The sequence below is a fragment of the Pontibacillus sp. ABV4_188 genome (genome assembly GCF_056311905.1).
Window position 1 is genome coordinate 3,961,409 of record NZ_CM149975.1, and the last position, 26,292, is coordinate 3,987,700.

The 26,292-nt window shown below is 41.9% G+C and carries 22 protein-coding genes; 7 read left to right on the forward strand and 15 right to left on the reverse strand.

What is annotated here, in order from left to right; all coding sequences use genetic code 11:
* Window positions 1-71: 71 nt before the first annotated feature.
* Window positions 72-1,421, forward strand: a complete 1,350-nt coding sequence (locus ACYX4O_RS19820) for an MFS transporter (RefSeq protein ID WP_476353435.1) — start codon at window positions 72-74, stop codon at window positions 1,419-1,421.
* A 68-nt stretch (window positions 1,422-1,489) separates the two neighbouring features.
* Here the strand turns inward: ACYX4O_RS19820 and ACYX4O_RS19825 are convergent, their stop codons facing one another.
* Both ACYX4O_RS19825 and ACYX4O_RS19830 read right to left on the reverse strand, forming a co-directional pair.
* Window positions 1,490-2,392 (reverse strand): aldo/keto reductase, encoded by a 903-nt coding sequence (locus ACYX4O_RS19825; protein WP_476353437.1) that lies wholly within the window; start codon window positions 2,390-2,392, stop codon window positions 1,490-1,492.
* Window positions 2,393-2,527: 135 nt separating this feature from the next.
* Complete coding sequence (locus ACYX4O_RS19830) at window positions 2,528-3,502, reverse strand: Gfo/Idh/MocA family protein (protein WP_476353439.1); 975 nt, start codon at window positions 3,500-3,502, stop codon at window positions 2,528-2,530.
* 497 nt (window positions 3,503-3,999) lie between these two features.
* On the opposite strand from ACYX4O_RS19830, the gene ACYX4O_RS19835 reads away from it, so the two are divergent.
* The 5 genes from ACYX4O_RS19835 (at window position 4,000) to ACYX4O_RS19855 (ending at window position 8,369) form a co-directional block, all read left to right on the forward strand.
* Window positions 4,000-5,352 (forward strand): sensor histidine kinase, encoded by a 1,353-nt coding sequence (locus tag ACYX4O_RS19835; RefSeq protein WP_476353440.1) that lies wholly within the window; start codon window positions 4,000-4,002, stop codon window positions 5,350-5,352.
* On the forward strand, window positions 5,333-5,953 hold the full coding sequence (locus tag ACYX4O_RS19840; RefSeq protein WP_476353442.1) for a response regulator: 621 nt from the start codon (window positions 5,333-5,335) through the stop codon (window positions 5,951-5,953). Before ACYX4O_RS19835 ends, ACYX4O_RS19840 begins: the two co-directional genes overlap by 20 nt.
* 362 nt (window positions 5,954-6,315) lie before the next feature.
* The gene (cidR, locus tag ACYX4O_RS19845) at window positions 6,316-7,206 is read left to right on the forward strand and encodes a cidABC operon transcriptional activator CidR (RefSeq protein ID WP_476353444.1); all 891 of its coding nucleotides are present in this window, start codon (window positions 6,316-6,318) and stop codon (window positions 7,204-7,206) included.
* Between the two features lie 248 nt (window positions 7,207-7,454).
* Entirely contained in the window at window positions 7,455-7,970 is a 516-nt protein-coding gene (locus tag ACYX4O_RS19850; protein ID WP_476353446.1) for an acyl-CoA thioesterase, read from the forward strand.
* A gap of 24 nt (window positions 7,971-7,994) precedes the next feature.
* Window positions 7,995-8,369, forward strand: a complete 375-nt coding sequence (locus ACYX4O_RS19855; protein WP_476353447.1) for a hypothetical protein — start codon at window positions 7,995-7,997, stop codon at window positions 8,367-8,369.
* 70 nt (window positions 8,370-8,439) lie between these two features.
* Here ACYX4O_RS19855 and nei read toward each other — a convergent pair whose 3' ends face one another.
* The 12 genes from nei to ACYX4O_RS19915 form a co-directional block, all read right to left on the reverse strand.
* Entirely contained in the window at window positions 8,440-9,270 is an 831-nt protein-coding gene (nei, locus tag ACYX4O_RS19860) for an endonuclease VIII (protein WP_476353449.1), read from the reverse strand.
* A 4-nt stretch (window positions 9,271-9,274) separates the two neighbouring features.
* Window positions 9,275-9,718 (reverse strand): threonine/serine exporter family protein, encoded by a 444-nt coding sequence (locus ACYX4O_RS19865; RefSeq protein WP_476353451.1) that lies wholly within the window; start codon window positions 9,716-9,718, stop codon window positions 9,275-9,277.
* A gap of 18 nt (window positions 9,719-9,736) precedes the next feature.
* On the reverse strand, window positions 9,737-10,489 hold the full coding sequence (locus ACYX4O_RS19870) for a threonine/serine exporter family protein (protein WP_476353453.1): 753 nt from the start codon (window positions 10,487-10,489) through the stop codon (window positions 9,737-9,739).
* Between the two features lie 433 nt (window positions 10,490-10,922).
* Window positions 10,923-12,251 carry a (Fe-S)-binding protein gene (locus tag ACYX4O_RS19875; protein ID WP_476353455.1) on the reverse strand — a complete coding sequence of 443 codons (1,329 nt, stop codon included), beginning with the start codon at window positions 12,249-12,251 and terminating at the stop codon, window positions 10,923-10,925.
* Window positions 12,248-13,657 carry a glycolate oxidase subunit GlcD gene (glcD, locus tag ACYX4O_RS19880; RefSeq protein ID WP_476353457.1) on the reverse strand — a complete coding sequence of 470 codons (1,410 nt, stop codon included), beginning with the start codon at window positions 13,655-13,657 and terminating at the stop codon, window positions 12,248-12,250. Before glcD ends, ACYX4O_RS19875 begins: the two co-directional genes overlap by 4 nt.
* A 28-nt stretch (window positions 13,658-13,685) precedes the next feature.
* Entirely contained in the window at window positions 13,686-14,396 is a 711-nt protein-coding gene (locus tag ACYX4O_RS19885; protein ID WP_476353459.1) for a LutC/YkgG family protein, read from the reverse strand.
* On the reverse strand, window positions 14,396-15,820 hold the full coding sequence (locus tag ACYX4O_RS19890) for a LutB/LldF family L-lactate oxidation iron-sulfur protein (protein ID WP_476353461.1): 1,425 nt from the start codon (window positions 15,818-15,820) through the stop codon (window positions 14,396-14,398). Before ACYX4O_RS19890 ends, ACYX4O_RS19885 begins: the two co-directional genes overlap by 1 nt.
* 16 nt (window positions 15,821-15,836) lie before the next feature.
* Window positions 15,837-16,553: a (Fe-S)-binding protein gene (locus tag ACYX4O_RS19895; protein WP_476353463.1), complete on the reverse strand. Its 717-nt coding sequence runs from the start codon at window positions 16,551-16,553 to the stop codon at window positions 15,837-15,839.
* A gap of 106 nt (window positions 16,554-16,659) precedes the next feature.
* The gene (locus ACYX4O_RS19900; RefSeq protein WP_476353465.1) at window positions 16,660-17,370 is read right to left on the reverse strand and encodes a FadR/GntR family transcriptional regulator; all 711 of its coding nucleotides are present in this window, start codon (window positions 17,368-17,370) and stop codon (window positions 16,660-16,662) included.
* Window positions 17,371-17,462: 92 nt separating this feature from the next.
* Complete coding sequence (locus ACYX4O_RS19905; protein WP_476353467.1) at window positions 17,463-19,049, reverse strand: L-lactate permease; 1,587 nt, start codon at window positions 19,047-19,049, stop codon at window positions 17,463-17,465.
* An 807-nt stretch (window positions 19,050-19,856) separates the two neighbouring features.
* On the reverse strand, window positions 19,857-21,440 hold the full coding sequence (locus ACYX4O_RS19910; RefSeq protein ID WP_476353469.1) for an L-lactate permease: 1,584 nt from the start codon (window positions 21,438-21,440) through the stop codon (window positions 19,857-19,859).
* 175 nt (window positions 21,441-21,615) lie between these two features.
* Entirely contained in the window at window positions 21,616-23,811 is a 2,196-nt protein-coding gene (locus ACYX4O_RS19915) for a Z1 domain-containing protein (protein WP_476353471.1), read from the reverse strand.
* Between the two features lie 214 nt (window positions 23,812-24,025).
* On the opposite strand from ACYX4O_RS19915, the gene ACYX4O_RS19920 reads away from it, so the two are divergent.
* Complete coding sequence (locus tag ACYX4O_RS19920) at window positions 24,026-24,790, forward strand: Cof-type HAD-IIB family hydrolase (protein ID WP_476353473.1); 765 nt, start codon at window positions 24,026-24,028, stop codon at window positions 24,788-24,790.
* 46 nt (window positions 24,791-24,836) lie between these two features.
* Here the strand turns inward: ACYX4O_RS19920 and ACYX4O_RS19925 are convergent, their stop codons facing one another.
* Window positions 24,837-26,291: a DUF7305 domain-containing protein gene (locus ACYX4O_RS19925; protein ID WP_476353475.1), complete on the reverse strand. Its 1,455-nt coding sequence runs from the start codon at window positions 26,289-26,291 to the stop codon at window positions 24,837-24,839.
* Window position 26,292: the final 1 nt, after the last annotated feature.

Below are 26,292 nucleotides of genomic sequence, written 5' to 3' on the forward strand. Positions count from 1 at the left end.
TTAATTAAAACACATGTATGTTACAGTATTTCGAGTGTCGAAATAGTAGAATCTCAGGAAGGTGGAAATATATGCAACAAGAATCACTCCCCCTATTTAAACAAGGATATTTTAAAACGATTTTAATTCTTAGCATTGCTGTTTGGCTTGTAGTGATGAACACAACCATGTTCAACGTTGCCCTTCCTAATGTGCTAAGTGATTTTAACCTGTCCCCTTCACAAGGGGCATGGATTGTATCAGGATATTCGATCGTGCTAGCCATCTTTACAATTACTTATACTCGTTTAAGTGACTACATCCCACTTAAACGCTTGCTTATGATTGGTGTTGTTCTATTTGCATCTGCATCCGTATTTGGGTACTTCACACAAAATTTCATCTGGCTCATGATTGCTAGACTCGTTCAAGCAGCAGGTGCAGCTGCAATTCCAGGGCTTTCGTATGTATATGCCGGCCGATTCGTTCCAGGGCATCACAGAGGACGTGCCATGGCTTTTATTGCTTCAGCATCTTCTCTTGGTTTCGGACTCGGTCCTGTTTTTGGTGGAGCGATTACGGATTACTTAAACTGGAATTTCTTATTTGTTTTTACGTTATTCGTTATTCTGTTGTTACCTGTATTAAATAAACGATTACCAGAAGAGTCTTCTCAGCCTGGACAGTTCGATAAAGTGGGGGCTATTTTAACCGGGTTATCTGTTACTGCTTTACTCTTATTTATATCGACTATAACGTGGTACTATCTGGCAATCGGATTGGTGTTAGCAGGTCTATTATGGTGGCATTTAAATAAGAATCGCGCTCCATTTATTCAGCCTAAATTAATTCGAAATAAATCCTACCGATTGATTGTTTATATGAGTTACTTAGGATTTACCACTCATTTTGCAATTCTCGTCTTGATGCCTTTAATGCTGAAAAACGTATATGACAAAAGCCCGACAACCGTAGGATTGATCATCTTCCCCGGAGCTTTCCTTTCAGCTCTTGCTGCTGTTTATGTAGGACGTCTAATAGATCGATACGGAAATATAAGGGTGATGCTTCTCGCTCATGTTCTTCTAACAGGATCGACAATCATTTTTTATTTCCTATCCCCTGTAAATGAATACATGATTATGTTTGGCTATATGTTTACTAGCTTTGGATTCTCTAGCCTATCATCTAGTTCTACAAATGAAGTATCTACCTTTTTACCTTCTACCCTAATCGGTTCAGGTATTGGTCTTAAACAACTCGTACAGTTTGTTGGTTCTGCATCCGGACCTGTCCTTGCTGGTTTCTTCTTAGAATTTGGAGATGAGCAGTATTCCGTCGCTTCTTTCCAGAATACTTTCTTGTTTATTCTTGTCCTCATGATTTTATCTTGCCTCATATTTTGGCAGATGGTTAGAAGATCCGAAAAGGTAGAAGGGTAAGCTATTGTATAAAGTTACCCATTCTTCAAAATAAAAGCTGTCCCTAAAGGGACAGCTTTTATTTATGTTTATGGGATATCATAGCCTTGAGAGCTCGTGTAGATTTCAAACCATTGGTCTTTCGAGAGCGTAAGATCAAGTGCAGATACAGCTGACTTAATACGTTCTATTTTACCTGATCCTACAATTGGGATAATCTTTGCGGGATGCGCTAGTAACCAGGCGTACATAACCTGATCAATTCCATCAGCACCAATCTCTCCGGCTACTTTATCAAGAGTCGTGCGTAATCGAATGGCTCTCTCACTATCACTGGTGAACACATCCCCACCACCAAGAGGAGACCAAGCCATTGGAGCCAATCGTTTTTCCATACAAGTATCGAGTGTTCCGTCATGAATATTCTCGAGGTTGTAAGGGGATAACTCAATTTGGTTTGTAACCAACTCTACATCTAAGTAGGACTCAAGCATCTCTAATTGATGTTTTTTGAAGTTTGATACACCAAAATGACGCACTTTGCCAGTGTCTTTTAATTCGCGAAAAGCTTCTGCCACTTCTCTTGGATCCATTAATGGGTCGGGTCGATGAATAAGTAACAAGTCGATATAATCGGTTCCGAAAGCTTCCAGCGAATTCTCAACGGATTTTAAAATGTGAGCTTTACTCGTATCATAGTGATGAGATTGATGCTCTGGGCGGTTCTCAGATTCTAAAACAATCCCACACTTTGTAACAAGCTCCATTCTTTCACGCAATTCAGGTTTAAGAGCGAGCGCTTGTCCAAATAATGGTTCACATGTATAACTTCCATAAATATCAGCGTGATCGAATGTCGTAATCCCTAGTTCCAAACATTGTTCAATCAGTTCGACTACTTCCTCATTCGAATAATTCCAATCACTCAATCTCCAATGTCCATGAACAACTTGAGAAACGGATAATTCTTCAGCGAGTTGAATACGATTCATAGATTAAACTCCTCCAAATATGTATATACTTCCCCTTTATCGTACTCCCTTTCCCCTAAAAACGCGAGGAAAGCGCTTCATTAAAATAAAGCGTGCCAGACACCCTTTAAGTGGATAAAGGGTGTCTGGCACATGTTAAATTCGGACAGTTCCGTTTTGGCTTTGATAAATGGAGTCAATTAATTTAGTATTTTCAAGCGTTTTAAATTGTAATGCATCAATTGGTTCATGATTCTCTACAATCCGCTCAAATGCTTCGATTTGAAGAGCGTACTGATCTCCTTCTTCTACAACTTCTCGTTCTCCGTCATTTGTGGATATACGAATAATCCCTTTATGGCCATTCGCATCCGGACGATAAGCATGCGGAACAGTAATGCTTCCTTTTGTACCAATAATTTCGTATTCATTTCGTAATGGTGTGTTAAAACTACAGTCAACCTGTACCAAAACGCCGTTCTCAAGCTTCATCGTAACAAGCGAAGCTAGATCGACCTCGTATTCCTCATCCACAGTTGATATAGACTGAACATGGTCTGGTTTACTGCCCAATAAATGAAGAGCAGAATGAGTACCATAACAACCTACATCCCAAAGCGCTCCTCCCCCTTTTTCAGGATCGAGACGAATGTTGTCTTGACTCTTGTCAAAGCTAAAGGAAAAACTGGCCTTCATTAATTCCACATCTCCAATTTCACCTGATGCTATAATTTCTTTTACTCGTTCGTGTTGAGGATGGAATTGATACATAAATCCCTCTAATAGAATCACGTTATGGTTCTGACATGTTTCAATCATTTCTTCCACGTCACGATAACGTAAAGCAGCAGGTTTCTCACACAAGATATGTTTTCCGGCCTGAGCCGCCTTTAAGACCCATTCTTTATGAATATGATTCGGTAAAGGAATATAAACAGCCTCAACTTGGTCATCATTCAATAATTCCTGATAACTGCTATAAGCACTTGGTATATCAAAATGCTTGGCTACCTCCTCTTCCTTGCCACTGCTACTTGCTACAGCCACAACCTCAGATCCCTCTGTTCGCTTTATGGCCGGGATTAAAGCCTTCTTTGCAATATTTGCTGTTCCTAAAATGCCCCAACGCATGCTAGAACCCTCTCCTTTTATAATGGAATCACCTACATTTTTCCTCTTAACGTATATACCCGTTCTTATCCCCTATCAAATCTTTCATAATACTAAACCTCTGCTTACCCACTTGTTCAAAAAAAGTAAGTTTGTAGACTCAAATGTGAGGTACCTGCGCGACCGTTCTCCCATTTATGATAGGGGTGGCTGGAGGACTGCGAGACTCCCGCGGGGTAAGGAGCCTAGGGAAGACCCCACAGAGAGCGATAGCGAACGAGGAGGCTTCCCAGCTCCCCGCAGGAAAGCGAGTGGTCCTCCAGCCAGCCCAAGCCCTTTACGGTTACGGTTACGGTCCCCAAAAGCTAACCTAAGCCTCAAGGATACGTATAAGGAGGCTTAGGCGGAGGGTGCCATTTTTTCTGTTTGAATTTACAAAACATATTTAAAATACAGAATCTTATAGTAGAATAAGTAAAAGGTTGAATGACCGAGTATGTTAAAGATTGGAGTTAACTATGAAGGATTCTGTGTTTACATCATGGAGTATTTGGACAACGATTGCTCTTATCTTGACGGGGATTACGATGCCCCTTTGGTTAAGTATCGAGATGGTTGGTCTGACTTCTGCGATGGAGGAGTTGAATGACGATCCGTCAGGAAGCACGCTTATGATGACAGCTTTTACACTTGTTATGTTAAATACCATTCGTGCGCTTCCTCATTATCTTGGTTCTTTATTATTAGGGGATATACTTGGGAGAAGGTTCGAAAAGCCCTGGTTAAAAGTTGTGGTTCCATTTGTTGCAATTCCGCTTGTGTATGCCTCCATTAATTCATATAGCGAAGTGAATTATCACTTCGGAGGACCCGCCTTTTTGATCTTAATATCTATCGTTTTAATGCATATGCTGAGCCGCGATCAACTAAGACCGGTTCTCAAATCATTCGTTCTAGCCCAGTTATTATTTGGCTATCAATGGCTAGATACCGTTACGCTTTTAACACCATTTGGCTTCGGAGGCGGTGCAATATCTTCTGAACTTAAAGACATTGCCGTTTCTCTTAATTTCGAGGGAACTCTTTCTTTTTATAGTATCGTTCTGTGTTCCATCTTTGTAATTAATGCGGTGATGCTTGCCGTTTACTTAGCTGTGTCTGCTCAAAAATGGAGGATTAAAAAGGATTTAAACCGTGCGAGAGGAGAAATGATCGAATCAAGATCTGGTCGAGAAGCCCTCCATCTGGTACATGATTTAAAAACCCCCCTTGCTCTTATTGAGGGACTGAATTCATTAATTCAGATGAAGACAAAAAACCAAGAGATCCTCGATTATACAGACAAAATCTCTGAATCTATCCAATCTACCAGTAATATGGTATCTGAGATTTTGTATGATGAGAAGAAAAACTGGTGCAGTATGAAACGCTTGATTGAATATATAAGAGCTAACAAATTAAGTTACGCTGACATTTCGTTTGAGTTCGAATTAAATGCTAATGAACGTACTGAAGTCCTCATAAATAAAATCCGGATGACTCGGGCCATGGTTAATTTAATTGATAATGCCTGTGATGCTGTAGAAGGAATACCCAATGCTCATGTTATTATCAGAACCGAAGAACACGGTGAAGAGATATGGCTAGGCGTTGAAGATAACGGAAATGGAATTCCAAAGAAAGAACAACAGAAGATTTGGAAGCCCGGATTTAGCACGAAAAGCCACCCTGGTTTTGGACTTACGTTTGTTAAAAACGTAGTAGCCGAACACGATGCTTCATTACATATCGAAAGTGATAAAAATCAAGGAACTTTATTCTGGATTCAATTGCCAAAGGAGCGTGTAAGCTATGAACATTCTAATCATTGATGATGATTCATCCCTTCGTTATATGTTACAAGAAATTTGTAATCATGCAGGTTGGGACTCTCAAACAGCAGAAAACGGAAAACTAGGAGTCGACCTCTTTCATAAAGGTTCCTTTGACTTAATTTTGGTAGATTACCATATGCCAGAGATGGATGGACTACAAACCGTTAAACAGATACGCAAAAACAATCCGTCTGTTCCTATTCTTGTATTAACAGTAGACGAACGCCAGGAAATTGCAGATCAGTTCCTACAAGAAGGCGCCACCGACTTTGCCCTAAAACCCGTAAAAGCGCCAGACATGATCTCAAGAATCCAACTACACGTCCAACTCTCAAATATTAAAGAAAGCCAAAACCAAAACGACAACATCTACAGTACAAAAGGCATCAGCAAAGGAACCCTATCATACGTAGAAGAATACCTAAAGAAACAAAACGAAGCCACCTCCGTAGACGAAATCTCAAAAAAAGTAGACCTAGCCTACCCAACCGTCTACCGATACGTCATGCACCTACTAGAAGAAGGCAAAGTAAAACAAGTCGTAAGCCACCAAAAAATCGGAAGACCGAAGAAATTGTATCAGTGGTATACACTTTAGAAAAGCGCAGGCGGGGTGCCCAGGGCCGTACGGATAAGCAAGCTGCTGCAAGTCTGCGTAGCAGACTGGAAGTAGATTGCTTATCACGCTAGGCCCTCCCCGCCGGAGCTGGATCTAGAAAAGCGCAGAGGCCCCCAAGATAAGAGGAAGCTCGACTAAAATCGGCACGTCAATAGCCAACGCCGAGCGCCCCCACATCGTGTGGGGCCATTCAATAACACAAAAAATCCCTCAAGCTAAGCTTCATCACATACGTAACTCCTACCTTTTTGGGTAGGAGTTTTTATTGCATTCTCATTCCAAATAATTTACGGTAGAATGTCTTTAGGTTACCAATCCCGAAAAGTTTGAAGGTGGTTATGATGGATATTAAACATTTGCAATATTTTATTGCGGTCTCCCGCTTTAACAGCTTTACACGTGCAGCTGAAGAACTATACTTAACCCAACCTACTATTAGCAAAATGATTAAGAATCTTGAAGAAGACCTTGGAGTGATGTTGTTTGACCGATCCCGCAAAAAATTAACGCTCACCCATGCAGGCAAAGTCATCTTAAAACAAGCTAAAGTTATTGATGCAGCTTACCAAGATTTAGAGGCAGAAATCAATCAACTAGCTGAACTCAAGAAAGGCGAAATCCGAATAGGTCTCCCACCTCTTATGGATGCTACCTTCTTTTCCACCATGATTGGACAGTTTCACGAGAAATATCCACACATTACTTTTCAATTCATAGAGCATGGATCGAAGCGGATTGAAGAACAAGTAACGAATGAAGAAATTGACATTGGAATTGTGGTCCTGCCCACTAAGGAAGGAACGTTTGAACACTTCACATTTAGTAAAGAAAAGCTTAAACTAATTGTTCCTCCTTCTCACCCACTAGCAAAACGTAACGAAATCTCTTTAAGTGATTTAAAGAATGAAGAATTCATCTTATTCAATAAAGACTTCGTTCTAAGAGAGCGAATTGTCCAATCTTGCCGCCAAGCAGGGTTTGAGCCCACCGTCCGTTCAGAAAGTTCTCAATGGGATTTTATCGAGGAGATGGTGGCCTGTAAACTTGGTATAACGTTGTTACCTGAGAGCGTCATCAAAAATCTACACAGAGACCTCTGTCCTATACCGGTTCAAGCTCCCTCTTTAACTTGGGAACTCGATATCATATGGAACCCTGATCATTATCTTTCTCACGCCGCACAAGAATGGATCGACTTTGTTCGAGCCATCATCCCAGCTAATCCATCATAGCTATCATCATACTTTCTTTCTAAGCTTAGAGTTGTTGCTCTAAGCTTTTTTATTCTGTTAGCTCTTCTTTTCATGCATATACTCCATGGTTGTAAGCCATTTCATAGATTTCATCAATGGCAGAGATGCAAATAGCCCATTTTACTTCCAATTGGCACGGTTTTACACTAGATGTATAGAACAAATTATTGCTTCTTTCAGAAAGACATGTCGATCTGCACCATAGATGTTAGAAAGGAACGGCTAATATGGAAAAACGAGCTAAAGCAAGTCGTATCGTCAATACTGACCAAGTTCTTACAAGTGATCTTAATAACTATGACACCTTATTTGGTGGCGTCTTAATGAAGAAACTAGATGGATGTGCAACGCTATCCGCTCGCCGACACTCAAGAGCAAAGGAATGTGTCACAGCATCTACAGACTCGATTCACTTTTTACACCCGATTTGCCAAACAGATTCCGTTTGTGTAGAGTCATTTGTTTGTTCAACAGGAAATAGTTCAATGGAGATCTTTTGCAAAGTCATTGCAGAAGACATGATAGAGGGAACGCGGAAGATTGCCGCTACAGCTTTTCTTACCTTTGTCGCATTAGGAGAAGATAAGAAACCTGTCAAAGTTCCACGTGTTATACCTGAAACGGAAGAAGAGAAGTTTCTTTATAGCTCAGCTAATGAACGTGCTGAAGCTCGCAAAAAACGAAGAGAAAAGAGCAAAGAACTTGCTGAATATATTACGTTAGAAAAGCCATGGGACGAATAAATCAACGGATCGGAGGAATAAGGGATGATTAAAGCAGCTAGTCTTAAGCAATTGCGTGAGGTTAAAGGAGAGTTAGAAACGTTACAAACAACAGAACCAGAGCTGTTCCAGCAATTCATCCATGTCATTCAACTCACCAGACAATTGCAGCTCCGATATGATTACATGGGATGTTTATTACAACAAGAAGACCCGAGCCAATGTGCTCCTGATTTCATTGAAGAATCCGTGCTTAATTTGTATCAGCATGAGATCAATACCTTAAAAAAGCATACTCAGATCCACAATCTTGATAGTCTTCTCGAACACTATCATAGGATGGGCTACACCAAAATTAGTCTACTTGCTCTAGGGGAATCTCCAGACAGTCTAGTAGGACCATCGATTGCGACGGCTTAACTAGGGAAGACATGTGAATGAAGAGTTGCTAAAAGCGTTACTGGTAAGAGGTCATTTCCAGTAACGCTTTTTATACTCCCTCTTTAGCCTGACAAGTCGGGCAGTAGTAGCAGCGCCTTGATGCGGCTGTAATCTTTTGAATTTCTGTTCCATCAACTCGACAAGGCTTCCCTTCTCTATTAAAGACAAAGTGTCTATACCGGGATCGTTTCTCGCCTTTGGCCTTTAAACGTTCTACAAGGTGGTCATCAACCGTTATGCCCCCTGTATTATAGGATCGGTTCATTAACGTAATAACTGCTTCAGCGGCTTTCTCTATTTGGTGAGTTGTACAATCTATGGGGCGTAGTTCAGGATGGATTCCTGCCACAAAGAGAATCTCACTCCTTAAATAATTTCCGATCCCCGCTAAGAAAGATTGGTCCAACAATAGAGATGTCCACTTCCTTTTATAGAAACGAGTAGAAGTGAAGCGCTCTGTTAACTCCTGAACTGTAACTTGTTCAGTTAAAAGATCTGGTCCAACTTTAGATATGAACGGATGAAAGTCAACTTCCTCATCTCTAAGCACCTCAATATCAGAAGCACTATAAAGGAGAGCAGATTTCTTCTCATTATGAATCGCTAACCTTAGCTGGCGATTTGTCTTAGGATAGTTATATGATTTACGTACATACCATTTCCCGTAAAGTTGGTTATGAGAATATATAGTATATCCATTGTCGAAGCGGATGAGCATCGCTTTACCTTTTGTATCTACTCGAACCACTTCACTGTTAGCAAATAAGGATTCATATCCCTGGAGCGCCTCAAATGCAAAAGAGACCTCTAGAATCTCTGAAGCCTTGAGAGCTTTCTCTACTTCATCAGCTGCTCGTCTAATTTCTGGACCTTCAGGCATATCCTCACCTCCATAACTTTCGTTTTCTCACCTTTTTAATAATTTGATTCATCACTTCAGAAAGCACAAGACCTATTGCAATCGCACCTGAGATCATAAACACTTTCGCCGCAATAGGAAGAGCTTCTCCGTAATCATTCTGGACAAAGTTTCGCATCGCGTCATAAGCAAGCCCTCCAGGTACTAAAGGAATAATACCCGCCACGCTAAAAACAACAACAGGCGTTTTATATCTTCTCGCAAAGAACTGACTAATCATCGCAATCACAAAGGATGCAACAAACGTTCCGGTCACAGCATCAATATTTGCTTGTAGAAACAATGTGTAGATGACCCACCCTAAGGAGCCAACCAAACCACATTTCAACAGGGTGCTTTTGGGCGCTTGAAATATGATTCCAAAGGCTGCGGAAGCAATAAAGCTTAATATAAACTGTTCCATAATCATAAGCGTCCAACTCCATCTTTAAAAAATTGAAAAGGCAATCGCTACGCCTCCCCCAATGGCGAAAGCCGTAAGAAATGCTTCAGCCCCTTTTGAGAGCCCTGAAATCAAATGACCTGCCATTAGATCTCGCACAGCATTTGTAATAAGAAGTCCAGGCACAAGGGGCATTACAGAACCTATAATAACCTTATCCGTTTCATTCCCAATGCCGAATGACATGAATGTAAACGCAAGGGTTCCAATAAGCAAGGAAGCCAAGAATTCAGCAAAGAACTTAATTTCAAATAGTTGGTGTAATAGCAACAACACGATAAAACCAATTCCACCTGAAATACAAGCTGGTAGGAAGTCATACCAATTCCCTTGGAACATTATAGAAAAACAACCACTAGCTAATGAAGCCGCTGCAATTTGTGTTCCCATTGAGTAATAAGTGCCAGAGGTATCGATTTCATCCAGCTGTTCATATGCCTCCCGTAGCGTTAAATCCCCGCCCGTTATGTTTCTTGAAATACTATTAGCCTGCGTCACTTTATGTAAATTCGTCGTCCGATCTGAAACCCGAACAAGTTTCGATGGTTCTGTTCGACTTAAAGAAAAGACAATTCCTGTAGGTGTCACAAAGCTTTGCGCATCTTCTTTCCCATATGACGCTGCAATTCTTGTCATCGTATCTTCAACTCGGTATGTTTCTGCACCGTTTTGGAGCATGATCCTTCCTATAAATAAACAGAGTTCAACCATTTCCTGTTGAGTACTTCTCTCTTCCATACGCCTCCCCCTTTCTAGTTGGATATACGTGTATAAAGTGTAGCCGATTCAAGGGAATAGAAGCAACATCTATAATCAATATAAAAAAGCCAGGTGACTCAATCACCTGACTTACATTAAACTTGAGTGTTTCTGTTTGCTTTAATGAGAGGTAAGATGGACCGGGAAACCACTCGCTTTCCGCGGCGAGCTGGGGAGCCTCCTCAGTCGCTTTGCTCCTTCCGGGGTCTCCCCTAGGCTCCTACTGCCGCAGGAGTCTCGCGGTTTCCCGGTCCATCTTTTCAATATTTGGAGAAACAGAAACGCGCATTGTAACAAGCTTATTGTACTTCTCTTTCCTTTCACACTCCCGCTATGCGGCCTTGCATACAATGTTTAGGAAGGGGGACTTGGGAAACACAACCAGATCTAAAACAATACGATTCTATTCAATTTAAGAGGAGGGCACGGCTTCAAGGAGGAGGTCGACTAAGTGGACGGCTTCCATTTGGTCTCCTAATCCTTCTCGTTCTATGCCCATTTTCATTTGCAATAAACAGCCCGGATTGGCTGTTACGATTACTTGAGGGGAGATGTCGCGTACTTTCTCCATTTTGTGATCAAGGATTTGCATAGACATTTCTTCCTGAACTAAATTGTATATGCCGGCTGATCCGCAGCAGTGATCGGCTTCTTTCAGTTCAACAAACTCTACCCCTTCAATAGATGACAACAGCTTACGCGGAGCTGTATGTGTCCTCATAACATTGCGTAAGTGACAGGAGTCCTGGTACGTCGCTATACGCTTTGGTAGTTTTAAGTCTTTCTTATGAAAATCCATCTCTACTAAGATCTCAGATATATCTTTAATTTTTTTCGAGAAGGCTCTTGCACGGTCTGCCCATTCAGGATCATCTTTTAATAGATGTCCATAATCAACGAGGAAGGCCCCGCATCCTCCGGCATTTAAGATAATGTAGTCGACTTGGATGGATTCGAATGCTTCTATATTGCGTTTTGCTAATGCCTTGGCCGAGTCTTTTTCTCCGCTGTGCCCGTGCAATGCGCCACAACAAGCCTGCTCTTCTGGTACTACAATCTCACAGCCTGCTTTTTGCAACAAGGAGAGCGTTGCATCGTTTGTCTTCATAAACATCGTATCCATTAAACAGCCTGAGAAAAAGGCTACACGCGCCTTCTGTTCCGCTTCTGCATCAAGATGCCTTGGACGGGATTTTAAATCACTTGGCTTCGGAATAGGGGGAAGCACTTTCTCCATTGTTTGCATATTGTCAGGGAATAGCTTCAACACGCCACTCTTTCGAACTACAGATTGTATTCCGCTAGACTGATAGAACCATAGCAAGCTATTTACTCTAACCATATTCTGATGGTGAGGAAATAACTTATCAAAGGCAAACCATCGAACCGCCTTCTCAGGAGCCGTCCGCTTCTTGTTCGATTCTAAAATGTCCCGAGCCTCTTCTAGTATATGCCCATAGTTCACACCTGATGGGCAGACTGGTTCACAAGCTCGGCAGCCAAGACACATGTTTAATTGATCTTCAAAATCTTGATCAGGCTCAATAACCCCGTCAACAACACCTTTTATAAGAGCGATCCTTCCTCTAGGAGATGCCGCTTCATTCCGATTTGTTTCAAGGTAAGTCGGACAGCTCGGCAAGCAAAATCCACATCGCATACAATTCAAAAGCTCATCGTACTCCATTCGGTCTTCAAACGATTGTTGAACATTCTGTTTACGCTGTTCCTTCGTAGTCATCCTATCACGACTCGCTTTCGTTCATCCTTCGCAAAGATCTTGCCCGGATTCATAATGTTATTAGGGTCAAAGGCTTGTTTAATACTTTTCATAGCCTTCACTCCAGCTTCTCCTAATTTAAGCTCAAGATAAGGGGATTTCATTTCGCCTACCCCATGCTCACCTGTAATCGTCCCACCAAGCTTAATAGCTTCTACGAAGATATCTTCAAAAGCTTGCTCAACCCGTTTTAACTCATCGTGGTCCCTTGCATCTGTCAGGCAAGTCGGATGTAAATTCCCATCGCCTGCATGACCAAATGTACAAATCATTACATTGTGCTTCTCCTCAATCTCTTTAATGGCATGTACCATTTTTGCTATTTCAGATCGTGGCACTGTCGCATCTTCTAAGATTGTAGTAGGCCTTAACCTGGCTAAAGCAGATAATGCAGAACGGCGTGCCGTCCGAAGCGCATCCGCTTCCTCCTCAGATTGAGCGACTTGTACACTGATTGCATTCCTCTCCTTACAAACCTTCTCAATATGAGCCATATCCCTCTCTACTACCTCTATCGGACCATCTTGTTCAATTAGGAGAACGGCTTCAGCTTCTACAGGAAGTCCAACTTTGGCAAAATCTTCGACAACCTTGATTGTAGATTGATCCATAAACTCAAGCGTGGTGGGAATGATCTTATCAGAGATGATCTTTGATACAGATTTCGCAGCAGACTCGAGATCCTCATACACAGCTAAAACGGTTTTCTTTGCCTCTGGCATTGGAATAAGTTTTAAAGTAGCCTTTGTAATAATCCCTAGCGTTCCTTCAGAACCAATGAGTAACCTCGTTAAATCATAACCAGCTACGTCTTTTGCTAACTTACCACCTGTTTGAATAATATCTCCATTTGGAAGGACGGCTTCAAGACCTAATACATAATCACGTGTCACACCATATTTGAGTCCCCTTAACCCCCCTGAGTTCTCCATGAGATTGCCACCTATTGTTGAAATCTTCATCGAACTTGGATCTGGAGGGTAGAAAAACCCCTTCTCTTCTATGGCATTAACCATATCCAACGTAATGACACCAGGTTGAACGGTAACGGTTAAATTATCCTCATCGATCTCTATAATATCTTTCATATGATCAAAAAGAAAAACAATCCCCCCGTTTGTTGGACACGTACCAGCAGCCAGATTGGTTCCTGAACCCCTTGGGACAATTGGGATGTGATATTCATTACACGTTTTAAGTAATTCACTAACTTCTCTCGTATTTCTAGGAGTGACAACCGCATCAGGGAGCGATTGAAAGTTTGGTGTAGCATCGTACGAGTACACCAACTTCATTTCATTTGAATCTTGATAATTTTCGTTCCCTACTATTGATCTAAGCTTCTCTCGCGCATCTACGCTGATCATACTGAGTTCCCCTTTCGTTTGTGCGAGCTCACATATCTTCCACCACAATATAAGTGGCTTTTACTGGTCCATGTACACCTACAATCAGGTTCATCTCAATATCTGCACTGTTACTCGGTCCGGTGATAAAACTCACGCAAGATGAGACATCCACACCGTCAGCATGAGCCTTATGAATATGCCTCACAGCTTGAGACATACGAGGCACAAGCGTACTCTTAGGTATAATGGCTATATACGTTCTCGGAAGCAGACTGATGGATCTCCCGTTCCCCTGATGGTTAAAAAGGGTAACCGTTCCTGACTCAGCAAGGGTTATATCACTGAATGTAATCCCAACATCCGCTCGTTCGGCAAAATGAATATTCTCTCGTCCTTTAGATGGGTCCCATAAATGGAAAGCAACCCCTTCATCATGAAGGTTTTCGTAAAAGGAAGTGAGCCCGTACTCGTCATTTCTCTTATCATCAGCCGCTACAACAGTATGGCCCTCAATTTCTTCAATCGCTTGGGAAATGATTTCTGTTAAGGTATCCATCGTTGAACGCTTAAATTGGGTATGAATTACGCTACATTGGTCCTCAAGCTTATCTACCAGCTCATCTTGAGTCGCACCTTCAAAAACCCTCCACTGCGGTTCAACACTATATTGAGGACGGGTGACCCCTTTAGAACGTCTTTTTCTCCCGAGTTGATCTGCCACATTATTCAAGAACGATTCACGGTTTTGAATGCTCATTAAGATCGCCCTCCCTTTTGTCTCGTTTTAAACCAGGATCGGAACGTCTGCTCACTTGGGGCAGGGAAGTCACGAACATCTGTCCACCCCTTTAAAGGTCCTGGGCCACTTTGTATAACTTCTTCTTTCGTCCACGGCTTTAATGCTCTTCGTGCCATTTTCGTACTTAGTTTGTAAGCGGCCGGGTGAGAACCCCATTTTGCAAAACCATCCATCATCATTCTTTCTGATTTAGATGATTTCTTCTCTTTTTCAACAATAATTTCTCGATGTCTTACTAAATGTTCATGTAAAGGGATCTTAACCGGACATGCTTCAGTACAAGCAGCGCATAACGTAGAAGCATAAGGTAAGTCTTTATGATCTTCATACCCATCTAGTAATGGGGTTAGGACAGCACCGATTGGACCTGGGTAAACGGATCCATATGAATGCCCTCCAACATGACGGTAAACAGGACATACATTAATACAAGCCGCACAACGAATACAGTGTAGGGCAGACTGAAATTCTGTTCCTAAAATTTTTGATCGTCCATTATCAACGATGACAAGGTGATAGTCTTCCGGACCATCTACTTCATCTTCTTGTTTCGTACCTGTGATAGACGTTACATAGCTTGTTAGTTTCTGACCGACAGCCGCTCTTGTTAACAAGCTCACCATCACATCTAGTTCTTCCCATGTAGGAACGAGGCGCTCCATCCCCATAACAGAGATTTGCGTTTCTGGGAGGGCTGTAACAAGCCTTGCATTCCCTTCATTTGTTACAAACGTAACGGCGCCTGATTCGGCAACGGCAAAGTTACATCCTGTAATCCCCACATCAGCTGATAAGAATTCTTTTCGCAGTTGTTCTCGAGCAAAGGTTGCAAGTTCTTCAGGAAGATCAGAATTTTTATATCCTTTCTTACTAGCAAAGGTTTCTCGAATTTGTTCTTTATTCTTATGGAGGGCTGGGGTAACAATATGAGATGGAGGGTCTTCATCCATTTGCAAGATCCACTCGCCTAAGTCCGTCTCTACAACTTCAGCACCGGCTTTCTCAAGCGTTTCATTCAAGCCAATCTCTTCTGTCACCATTGATTTTGATTTTACAATCTTCTTCGCTTCTTTCTTCTGAACAACGTTTCGGATATATTCATTTGCTTCTTCAGCTGTTTGAGCAAAGAAGACCTTCCCGCCACGTTTTGAGACTTGCTCACTTAATTGTTCTAAATAATAGTCCAGGTTCTGTAGTGTATGGGAGCGAATTTCTTCCCCTAACGTACGCCAATCTTCCCAATCACCTAACTCTTCAGCTGCCTTTAGTCTCCCACTACGAAACCGACCTTGAGCTGAGGAAACGGCCCCACGCATAAAGTCATTCTCAATTCCTTCTTGAACCCGATCTCTAAATGGTGCATTTCCAATTTTAATACCCATGCATCATCCTCCTTCCTTAATGACTATTTAGGATTTTCGTAATATGAAGAGCTGTAACCTGACGATCATCACGGCTCAGACGTCCACCAATGTTCATTAGGCAACCCATATCTCCGCCTACAACATAATCAGCCCCGGTTTCGACTATGTGCTCTGTTTTTTCTTTTACCATTTGCTCTGATATAGATGGCTGCTTAACTGCAAAGGTGCCACCAAAGCCACAACAATCTTCGCACAAAGGCAAATCGACTATTTCTAGCCCTTTTACACTCTTTAATAATTTATAAGGGGCTTCTGTAACCCCTAAAAGTCTTGTCATATGGCATGAACGATGGTAAGTGATCTTCCCAGAGAAACTGGCACCTACATCCTCAACTCCTAAAACATCTACTAAAAATTGAGTGAGTTCATAAGATTTATTAGCTAACTCTTGTGCTACTTCTTTCCATTCTGGGTCATCTTTGAATAGATGAGCGTACTCATGAAGCATCGCTACGCATGATCCAGATGGGCTCACTACATACTCGGAGTGTTTAAACGCTTTCATCATTTGCTTCATAGATTCTTTAGCTTTCGTCACGTAACCGCTATTGTAGGCAGGCTGACCACAACAAGTTTGGGACTCCGGGAAATCCACCTCACAACCAAACCTTTCTAAGATCTCTACTGTATCCTTACCTACGTCCGATGCCATTACATCGCATAAACACGTAATAAATAACGAAACCTTCATCTTTCATTACCTCCTGCTGATTGGCCCACCTTAATTAAGCAGGTCATCTGATGACTGGATGAAACCAATGCTACTTTCACCCAAAAAAAGCACCGGCTTATGCCTTCTATTTGTTTATAAATTGACTTAAGGCTTTCTCAACTTTCGTGAGATGTTCAAACATAAGTGACTTTGCCTGCACTGCATCTCGATTTTGGATGGCTTCCATGATATTGCGGTGTTCCTCAAGTAATGTCGTCGTCTTTTGCTCAGAATGAAGCCATAATCTTCGCGTTTCTCGCATCGTTTCCATCATAATCTCTGAAACACTGTTCATTAAATTAATTAACATCTGGTTATGTGTAGCATGAGCGATCGCTAAATGGAACTCTAAATCCGCCTTTTCACCTAAATCACCGTTACCCTTTGCCTTCTCCATTGCAAGTAAGGCTTGCTGCATAGATTCTATGTCTTCTTTGGTATAGTGAGCAGCCGCTGATTCTACAGCACCTACTTCTAGTATTTTACGTACTTCTAATAATTCCTTAATATCTTCTTGCTTCATTAAGAAAGCGACAGAAACGGGCACTGAGAATCTCGAAGGGTCGAACTGTTTCACGAATGTCCCCTCACCTTGGCGCATCTCTAATAGCCCCATAGCTCTTAACGCACTTAAAGCTTCACGAATGGCAGAACGACCTACATGAAAGCTTTTAGCTAAGCTTTCAACTGAATCCAATCGATCTCCAGGTCGTAAGTCTCCGGCTCTTAACATGTCTATTAATGAATCTGCTACTTCTTCGTAAATTTTTCTAGCTCGTATTTGTTTGTATTCCATGATGTCATCCTCCACCTTCAAGTAAAACCTACTATTAGTTTAATGGAAATTCTTGAATTTGGAAAGAAACCGATATCATTTCCCGCTTATCTTTACAAAATGGTGAGAAGAATAAATCCGCCTATTCCAGCTAACACCCCATAAAGTATGGCGGGGCCAAGTGTTTTACGGATAATGTCTCCTTCTTTCCCCGTTAACCCTACGACCGCAGTAGCTGCTACTACATTATGGACACAAATCATGTTACCAGCCGCTGCGCCTATGACTTGGACAGCAAGCACGACATCTGTATTTAATCCAGTCTCGTTTGCAATACTATATTGAACAGGTGAGAAGGTGAGGGTTGAGACTGTTGCACTCCCCGTGATAAAAGAACCCAATTCACCTAAAAATGGTGCAACAAAGATCCACATAGGGCCAAAAGCACCTGCCAATGATTGTGCAATGTACTGTGGCATGCTTAAGAGATCTTCCCCATTCAACCCAGAGTTTGTAAACACTTGTACAAGAGCTAGCGTAAATAGTAACGCAAGGCCTGCACTCTTTATAGAGCCCAGAGACTTTGTGGCTGCACTTGTGAAATTATTAAACGATTTTCTCTGAATAATAACGGCTACTATGGCCGCTATAATTAGAACCGTACCCGGTGAATAAAGAACTTGCCACCCTGAGGAAATTTTCTCGTAACCCAGTATATTCTCCCAAGACAAATCAAAGACATTGAGCGTAAATTCTTTCACCTGAGGGATGATCCTTGTGATTAAAAGAAGAAGAACGACTACGACATATGGAGACCATGCTCTAAGAAGTCCCATGTTAGACTGGTCCTTCTCTTCCTCAAATCCACCTTCTAGAGCATCTTTCCACTCCCCTTTTGGTAGTAAGACGCCATTTTTAGCTGTAACAGTCGCTACAGCCAACCCTGTTAGCGAAGCTAAAATGGAGACGAATTCATGTCCGAAAAGAAAAGCATACAACAGGGCAGATAAAGAGTAAGTTGCCCCTACTAAGAGCGTCCATGGTAAATAAGATAAAGCGTTGGACCACCCTTTTTTCTTTCCAAAGAAAAAGGTTAAGACAAATACGAGAACAAACGGAATAAAAGTAGCTCCCATCAGGTCAATCATGGTGACCTTAACACTCACATCTTGATAGAATGAAAGGTTCGCACCAGGTATATTACTCAATCCAACTTGAACAGGTGTCCCTACTGCACCAAATGAAACAGCAGAACTATCGGCAATAAGCGCCAGTGCCGCAGCAGCCATAGGTGTGAATCCTAATGCCACCATTAAAGGACCCGTTACTGCAGCCGGAGTTCCAAACCCTGCCGCCCCTTCAATCAAAGAACCAAATAAAAAAGCCACTATGACAACTTGAACCCTCATGTCACCAGATATACTTCGAAACCCCTTATTAATTCTACTAACCGCCCCTGTGTTTCGAAGAGTATCTAGTAACACAATGGCACCAAACAAAATTAATAAGATTGTTAATGCCTTATGTGTCCCCTGAAGCAAAGAAGCTACAATTACTTCTCCCCCAACTCCCCAAACCGTGAAAGCTAATAAAATGACAATAATAGCACTAAAAAACATTCCTTTAACTGCTGTCATACGTAGCAAAACGAGAAACAAAAACGGTGCAATAATGGCACTCAGTGCCGTCAAAATAAGCATCTCCCACAATCCCCCTGTTTCAATTTAATTACGCAAGCGCTTTCAATTTATTCTATTAAAAAGCAGGTCATCAGATGACCTGCTTTAAAAACATACTAATGGAAAATGGAAGTGTTTTCAATAAATTCTTGAAATTTCTTTAATTGTAATGGAAGGCTTTGTGTGAATAGAGCTGGATTGTATTGAAGACTCGAAGCTGAGAAACTTTGTCAGAATAGGTCCTTTGCCATAAGAGAGGCTGGGCAGGATTGGGGACCACTCGCTTTCCTGCGGGGAGCTGGGGAGCCTCCTCAATCGCTACGCGCTTTCCGGGGTCTCCCCTAGATTTAAAGTGCAGGAGTGGTGCCTAGGACCGTACGGAAAAGTCAGATTTTTGGAAAAGGCGATCAGCCTTTGTAAAAAAGATGACTTATCTCGCTAGGTCCTCCACTCCGGAACTGAATAGGCTCCTTTTCCCGCGGGAGTCTCGCAGTCCCCAAGCCTGCCCTAGAGTTAATTAGGTGAACGGACCTGCTTATTATAGTTGCTCATAAGCCCCCTCTCCTACAAATATGGTGCGTTTCCGTCCCTCCCCATATGGCAAAGGTGGGCCTGGAAATTGCGAGACTCCTGCGGGAGAAAGAGGTCGACGAGACCCCGCAGGGTGGTTTTCCCGAGGAGGCTCGACAGCTCGCCCGCGGAAAGCGAGTGATTTCCAGGCCCACCTTACGCTCCATTAAAGTTGACGGAAACCTCTTCTCAGCTTATAGTCTTCAACAATCCTACCAAGCAAAAAAAGCGATCCTTTTGTAAGGATCGCTTTAACAATTATAAGGATAAAAGGATAAACCCACCTAATCCAGCTAAGGCACCGTAGAGAAGGGCGGGGCCGAGGGTTTTTCGGATAATATCCCCTTCTTTACCAGCCAGGCCTACGACTGCTGATGCTGCTACTACATTATGCACACAGATCATATTACCAGCTGATGAGCCCATCACTTGGACAGCTAGAACGATATCGCTATTCATATTCGTTTGAGTAGCAATACTATGTTGTACAGGAGCAAATGTTAGGTTTGAAACCGTTGCACTCCCTGTTATGAATGAGCCAAGCTCTCCTAGATACGGGGCGACAAAGATCCACATGGAGCCAAATCCAGCAGCAAGTGACTTGGCAATGTATTGAGGCATACTTACCAACTCGTTTCCATTAATACCTGAGTTTGTGAAGACTTGGACTAATGCTAATGTAAAGAGTAGAGCTAACCCTGCGTTTTTGATTGAACCAACCGCTTTGACAGAAGCGCTCGCAAATGTTGAAAAAGACTTTCTTTGAATCACTAAAGCTACTAAAGCTGCTACTACTAAAACGGTTCCTGGAGAGTATAATACTTGCCAGCCGGAAGAAATCTCTTCAAATCCAAGAATGCCATTCCATGAAAGGTCTAACACATTTAACGTGAATTGTTTAATAGGGGTCACGATGCGCGTGATCAATAATAGGGCCACAACTACCAAGTAAGGAGACCAGGCCGTCAATAAACTCATAGAAGAGGCTTCTTTATCTTCTTTAAAATCTTCTTGTAATGCTTCTTTCCATTCCTCTTTCGGAAGCAAGATTCCTTTCTTAGCTGTTACGGTTGCAAGAACTAGCCCTGTCAATGCTGCTAGGATGGACACAAATTCGTGGCCGAACCATGTGGCATATAATAGAGCCGAAATGGAATACGTTAATCCGACCAGTAATGACCATAACAATAATGGCGCTGACGCTTTTATCCCCTTATCTTTGCCAAAGAAAATGGTCAAAATCAGGACTAAAATAAACGGAACAAATGTAGCCCCCAATAGATCGATCTGGGTAATCTTTACTGCAATGGTCTGAAAGAAAGGAAGGTCAGCCCCTGGTACATTACTAAGTCCTACCTGAACCGGGGTGCCCACTGCCCCAAAGGATACAGCTGAGCTATCAGCAATAAGAGCAAGCGCTGCTGCTGCCATAGGAGTAAATCCTAATGCCACCATTAAGGGACCTGTAACGACAGCTGGTGTACCAAATCCTGCTGCCCCCTCAATCAAGGACCCAAAAAGAAAGGCCACAATGATTACTTGAACTCTCATATCTTTAGAAATATTTCGGAAACCCTGATTTATGCGCGTAACAGCACCTGTCCCGCGCAATGTTTCTAAGAGCACAATCGCTCCGAACAGGATTAGAAGGATCGTCAAAGCTTTATGAGTGCCTTGCAATATAGAAGCTAAGATAACGTTACTCCCCACACCCCATACTGTAATGGATAAAAGGATCACAATAATGGCGCTAAACAACATTCCTTTTACAGCTGACATGCGAAGCAATACTAAAAAGATAAACGGAGCTATAATGGCACTTAATGCACTCAATACAAGCATAGCGAATTCCTCCTAACTTTATATAAAACTCGACCATGTTTAAATAAGCAATTAGAAAGGTCAGTCATCAGATGACTGACTCTACTTTAATCATATGTCGAAAGAAGGAGGAGCACAAGTAGACACTGGTGACAAAGTTGTGTGCATTGTGTGGCGAATTCGTTACATCTTTCATTCACACCGTTTTACTTGCATAAACGGCGGTCTTTGTCTCTTTTGGCGCCACAAGAACTGGCCACCAAAACGGAGCACCTCTCCATCCTTGTTCTTTCTTCCCTTGCTGATGTAGAAGAATAAGAGATGGGACGTGTGTAGCCACATTACGTGCTACGGCAAGCTCTCCTTGTCCATTTCCAGGAGTATCTGGAGATGACTCAAAGCGCCCGTTCTGATCTAGTCGTTTAATTTGTCGACCTTGACGCATTACAATCCACACATACCCCTTCTCAGTCGATTCGTGCTCATTGGAAAGGTAATGAAGCATAGATTGGTAATCTTCTAGATTCCACTCATACCCATGTTCCATTTCAATCGTTTGATAGATATAAGCGAGGATCTCACTTGCTGCTTCTACCGGTATAAGAAACACTTCACCCTTATGCTTAACAGCAGAAACGCGCCATTTTTCAAGCTGTTTTGTCACGTGATTTACCGTCTTTTGGATATGTGTTTTGTAGCCGGTTTGGAACCCAATAGGTAACATTCGTTTATAAGGTTTCAACATTCTTATATTTGATAAAAGGATTTTATTAGGGCTACAAGGAATGATTTCTTCCATCGGATCCTTCTGCACAAATACAACCCCCTGCTCATGGCCCCCTCGCTCAAAGGAGTTGCGAAGCTCTGTATCAAATTCATGAATACGCTCCATAACATCGTATATACTCCTAGTCGTGTAAAAACGTGTTACTGCCACATCCTCAAGTGGCCGAGCCCCATACATACGAGAGTGCTGAAGAACGGTATCCTGTTGGAAAGACTTTGGATTTCGTCCATAGAAAAAACCGATTAAATTACCTATCGTAATTCCTCTATCTAATATTTGTCCCCCTATAAACACATTCATAGGAGCTCTTAGTTGGAGCTGCCCTGTATGATCAAGAAGCTCATTCACATCCTTCTCTGAATTGACAACGGAACTGACCACGTGTTCTTCTAATACAGCCTTTCGAACTTCGTAAAATATTTCTTGGAAGGAAGGGTTAGGACCATCTACTTTTGAGACTGAACAAATCAGGTCTTTATAAGAGTCTTCTATGAGTTCTCGAAAAACGGGATCATCGTTTTGAGCGCTTTCTTTTAGTTGGGCGTCCATACGATTTACTAATTCTTCTTGCCAGGCGTGGGCCATCTTCCCTCTCTCCGTATGAATCATAAATGAATATTTCCTCATACGTTGCCCGTTCTTTCGTTGTTGCCATCTACGAATTGAGCTCCCCACAATAAAATTAACGTATGCTTCTCTTATATTTCTAATATTTTTTTGATAGAGAAGCTCATTAAGCTTAACTCTACGCCTATCTAGTTTCTTCATCACTTCAAGTTCCCGGTCGTCTACCTCATGGAAAAGGGAAGAGGCCAAGTGATCATCATCTTTAGATTTCTCAAAATACACATCTCCACCTACGTACTGATCATGAACAGGCACGAGCTCAGTAAAAGCCGGTCGAATAGGTTGAAACACTTTATTCTCATGAATCCGTCGCTCTTCTGGTTGTAGGTACAAAGAATAAGGTGTTGCTGTTACTTGTAAATAAGAGGTCGAGGTAAGACCTTCACGTAACTCGTCAATCTTCCCTGAAATAACTCGCATTTCTTGAATATTAGCTTCTGTATTCTTTTGATAGGCTACGCTTGCAAAGTCTGCCTCGTCATCAATGAAAAGGATCCGCTTAGAAGACAAGTCAGGATAATTTTCAAACAATGTCTGTTTCAATCGATCCATATTTTTGGTTTCTTTCTTAACAATGAGAGCAAGCTTCTGCCTGCGCTCCCATTTCCTCAAATTATCGGGTAAGCCCATAATATCAAAGACTCGCATGGAATCATCTTCGATTTGAGAAGCAAAGTCTTGATGCACTCGGACATAGGTTTGTCTGGCTAATGCATTTGTCCCTTTTGTTAGGATAATAACAAGATCATATCCGTTATCGTACGCTAACCCCATAACCCCAAGGAATGTACGGGTTTTCCCTGATTGTACCTTTCCAAGCAGCATGCCCGGGCGGTTACCACTAGTATGTTCCTTCACTAAACTCTTTACCGTGTCCTCAATACACTGACTTGTTTCTTTATTGTAATGTTTCTCTTTCTTTAACGTTTGATAAAATTGACCATCTAATCGGATAGACTGATCAAGGCTGACTGACATAACGGTCACTCCTCTGTAAACTTTCCATAAAAAAAGCCATTCCCCTTCAAGCAGAGCAATGGCTTTTCTTTAATCTACGTCCTAGTATAACAAATTTCTTTAAAATGAGGCAGGGGGAGCAGAGCTTACCTGAGCACAGTAACCCCCTATTACCCGGAGTAAACAAACACCCAAGGTTCTCCTTTGTATCGTTTTATATTAAAATAAAGGGGTTATGATAGGAGGCGTTACAATGGAACATAAAGATATTAAATTAATCGCGTTAGATATGGACGGCACTTTGTTAAGTCCGAACCATGAAATCTCTGAAGCAAACAAACAGGCTATTCACGAGGCAAAACAAAAAGGAATTCACGTTGTGATTAGTACGGGCCGTTCCCTACCTAATTGCAAAGGAGTTATTGAACCGCTTGGTGAATCTGCATATCTCATTACAATTAACGGTGGTGAGATTTATGATGAAGGCTTCAATCTTGTAGAACGAAACCCTTTAAGTGGGAAAGATGTGCGACACCTATGGGACCTAACCAATAAGCACAACGCATTCTTCTGGTCTTCCACTGTAGAAGGACGCTTCAACAGTCATGAACCCTTTGAAAAGGAAGTTGAAGATTATGAATGGCTAAAGTATGGATTTGAGTTTGAGGATCCTGAACTTAGAGAAACGATTCTAAGCGAATTAGAGAACAATGACGCGTTTGAAGTTACGAATTCAAGTCCTACGAACATCGAAGTCAACCCAGCAGGGATTAATAAAGCTACTGCGCTTCGTAAAGTGACAGACTGGTTAGATTTATCCATGGATCAAGTGATGGCCGTCGGAGACAGCGTTAATGATTTAGCTATGATTCGCGAGGCTGGTTACGGTGTAGCTATGGGCAACGCTCAGGACATCGTTAAAGAAGAGGCTCAATGGGTCACAACAACTAATAAAGAAGATGGCGTAGCGAAAGCGATCCGTACAATCTTAGAGCAGTAAACTCAGTATAGCAATAAAGGAGCTTGTTCATTTACAAGCTCCTTTTCTAATTTGACTCTCTTAGCGGCTCTGAAATGATAAGATCTTCAGGTACATCTCCCCCACCGCTCGGTGTAAATGGGATATCAGAAAGGTCCGCTTCCTTGTACTCTACATAAGCTCCACCGCTTGCATTGAAGGAAGAGGATAGAACTGTGCCATAAACCTCCCCACCCCCTGCAATAGTAAAACTTGCATTCGGAGCATATAAAATAGAGGAATACGTTCTTGCACCTCCTGTTATTTTCATCCGGTCTCCACCAGTAAAAATATGCCCCTGGAAGCCACCGCCTCCAGTAATTTCTATATCTGCCGTCTCAGCATATAGAGATCCATAGATTTTTTGACTCCCCGCAAGTTTTACTCTTCTTGCTTTATGAGAATCTTTTAAATACACATTTAACTGGCTAATGGCACCACCTTGATTAATGGTACTCCCAGACCCCATAGATATCTCATCTTGTACATAGATCGTTAACTTTCCCGAACCTTTAATATTGATATGACCGTTACGGACATTAAGGTGCCCGACCACAAGGGATTTGTCCTTATTCCCAACATCAATATTCAACGTGTAATTACTACCGAGTGTCACTTCTGAAAAAGTGGAACTTTCCTTTAGATCAAGCGTATAGCCATCTGCCAACCAATTGTCTATCCTTAACTTACCGTCTTTTATAACGTCATGTTTATTGTGCTGGTTCCCAATTCTCTCATCAGGATAAACTGGATATTGAGGATAGGTAGGAAACGGCGGTAATTCAAATGGGACGGGCTCTTCCATAGGTATGGGTGGTGGTATATTCATGTAATCCTTGGCATCTATGGCTCTATTTTCTGCCCCTTTTGGAACATAAATATCTCCATTAACTGAGGTCCCCCCACTAAAAGATACCGTACCAGCAGAATCTGAATTTGTACCTACATTCCCTTTGATCGTTGCGCCCCCTTTAAGTGAAATAGTAGTTTCCGTAAACACTGCCATATCACTCGGAATAGACAAACCACCTTTTTCCTGCCAATTCACATAAAATAGTTTTTCTACAGTCCTTGAGCGCTGCCCAATTACTCCTTCCGAGAGGATACGGTAAGTTCTTGGGTTTTCATTATTCACTTTTTGTATGGTTATATTAGCTTCTGGTTGCTCATCAAACACTTTTTCGAAAGAGTCAAATGAAGTCGATTGAATAAGATCACTTTCTAATTGGTTGTAAAATCGATCTACCTTGTCTGTGTTTTTATAATAATAAGTAATTCGGTCCTCTACCTTTTTCATCTTCTGCGTAATACCTGCTTCAGCTATGTAAAAGGAAGCCTGATAATTACGCTCACCAGACGTCATTTTTGTATTATTTAACACAATCCCCATTAAACCGAGGCCTAAAACAGATAATACAACGAATACCATAAGGACAATAGGTAGGGCCATCCCTTGTTCATTCAACCTATTCTTGTTCTTCATA

Coding starts and splice junctions, on each gene's coding strand:
- ACYX4O_RS19855 (WP_476353447.1), top strand. CDS start 7,995: ATGATTAAAGCAGCTAGTCTTAAGCAATTGCGTGAGGTTAAAGGAGAG.
- ACYX4O_RS19905 (WP_476353467.1), bottom strand. CDS start 19,049: ATGCTTATTTTGACGGCACTGAGTGCCATTATTGCACCGTTTTTGTTT.
- ACYX4O_RS19900 (WP_476353465.1), bottom strand. CDS start 17,370: ATGGAATACAAACAAATACGAGCTAGAAAAATTTACGAAGAAGTAGCA.
- cidR (WP_476353444.1), top strand. CDS start 6,316: ATGGATATTAAACATTTGCAATATTTTATTGCGGTCTCCCGCTTTAAC.
- ACYX4O_RS19875 (WP_476353455.1), bottom strand. CDS start 12,251: ATGACTACGAAGGAACAGCGTAAACAGAATGTTCAACAATCGTTTGAA.
- ACYX4O_RS19830 (WP_476353439.1), bottom strand. CDS start 3,502: ATGCGTTGGGGCATTTTAGGAACAGCAAATATTGCAAAGAAGGCTTTA.
- ACYX4O_RS19870 (WP_476353453.1), bottom strand. CDS start 10,489: ATGGAAGAGAGAAGTACTCAACAGGAAATGGTTGAACTCTGTTTATTT.
- nei (WP_476353449.1), bottom strand. CDS start 9,270: ATGCCTGAAGGTCCAGAAATTAGACGAGCAGCTGATGAAGTAGAGAAA.
- ACYX4O_RS19835 (WP_476353440.1), top strand. CDS start 4,000: ATGAAGGATTCTGTGTTTACATCATGGAGTATTTGGACAACGATTGCT.
- ACYX4O_RS19825 (WP_476353437.1), bottom strand. CDS start 2,392: ATGAATCGTATTCAACTCGCTGAAGAATTATCCGTTTCTCAAGTTGTT.
- glcD (WP_476353457.1), bottom strand. CDS start 13,657: ATGATCAGCGTAGATGCGCGAGAGAAGCTTAGATCAATAGTAGGGAAC.
- ACYX4O_RS19890 (WP_476353461.1), bottom strand. CDS start 15,820: ATGGGTATTAAAATTGGAAATGCACCATTTAGAGATCGGGTTCAAGAA.
- ACYX4O_RS19895 (WP_476353463.1), bottom strand. CDS start 16,553: ATGAAGGTTTCGTTATTTATTACGTGTTTATGCGATGTAATGGCATCG.
- ACYX4O_RS19885 (WP_476353459.1), bottom strand. CDS start 14,396: ATGAGCATTCAAAACCGTGAATCGTTCTTGAATAATGTGGCAGATCAA.
- ACYX4O_RS19915 (WP_476353471.1), bottom strand. CDS start 23,811: ATGTCAGTCAGCCTTGATCAGTCTATCCGATTAGATGGTCAATTTTAT.
- ACYX4O_RS19820 (WP_476353435.1), top strand. CDS start 72: ATGCAACAAGAATCACTCCCCCTATTTAAACAAGGATATTTTAAAACG.
- ACYX4O_RS19910 (WP_476353469.1), bottom strand. CDS start 21,440: ATGCTTGTATTGAGTGCATTAAGTGCCATTATAGCTCCGTTTATCTTT.
- ACYX4O_RS19840 (WP_476353442.1), top strand. CDS start 5,333: ATGAACATTCTAATCATTGATGATGATTCATCCCTTCGTTATATGTTA.
- ACYX4O_RS19920 (WP_476353473.1), top strand. CDS start 24,026: ATGATAGGAGGCGTTACAATGGAACATAAAGATATTAAATTAATCGCG.
- ACYX4O_RS19865 (WP_476353451.1), bottom strand. CDS start 9,718: ATGATTATGGAACAGTTTATATTAAGCTTTATTGCTTCCGCAGCCTTT.
- ACYX4O_RS19925 (WP_476353475.1), bottom strand. CDS start 26,291: ATGAAGAACAAGAATAGGTTGAATGAACAAGGGATGGCCCTACCTATT.
- ACYX4O_RS19850 (WP_476353446.1), top strand. CDS start 7,455: ATGGAAAAACGAGCTAAAGCAAGTCGTATCGTCAATACTGACCAAGTT.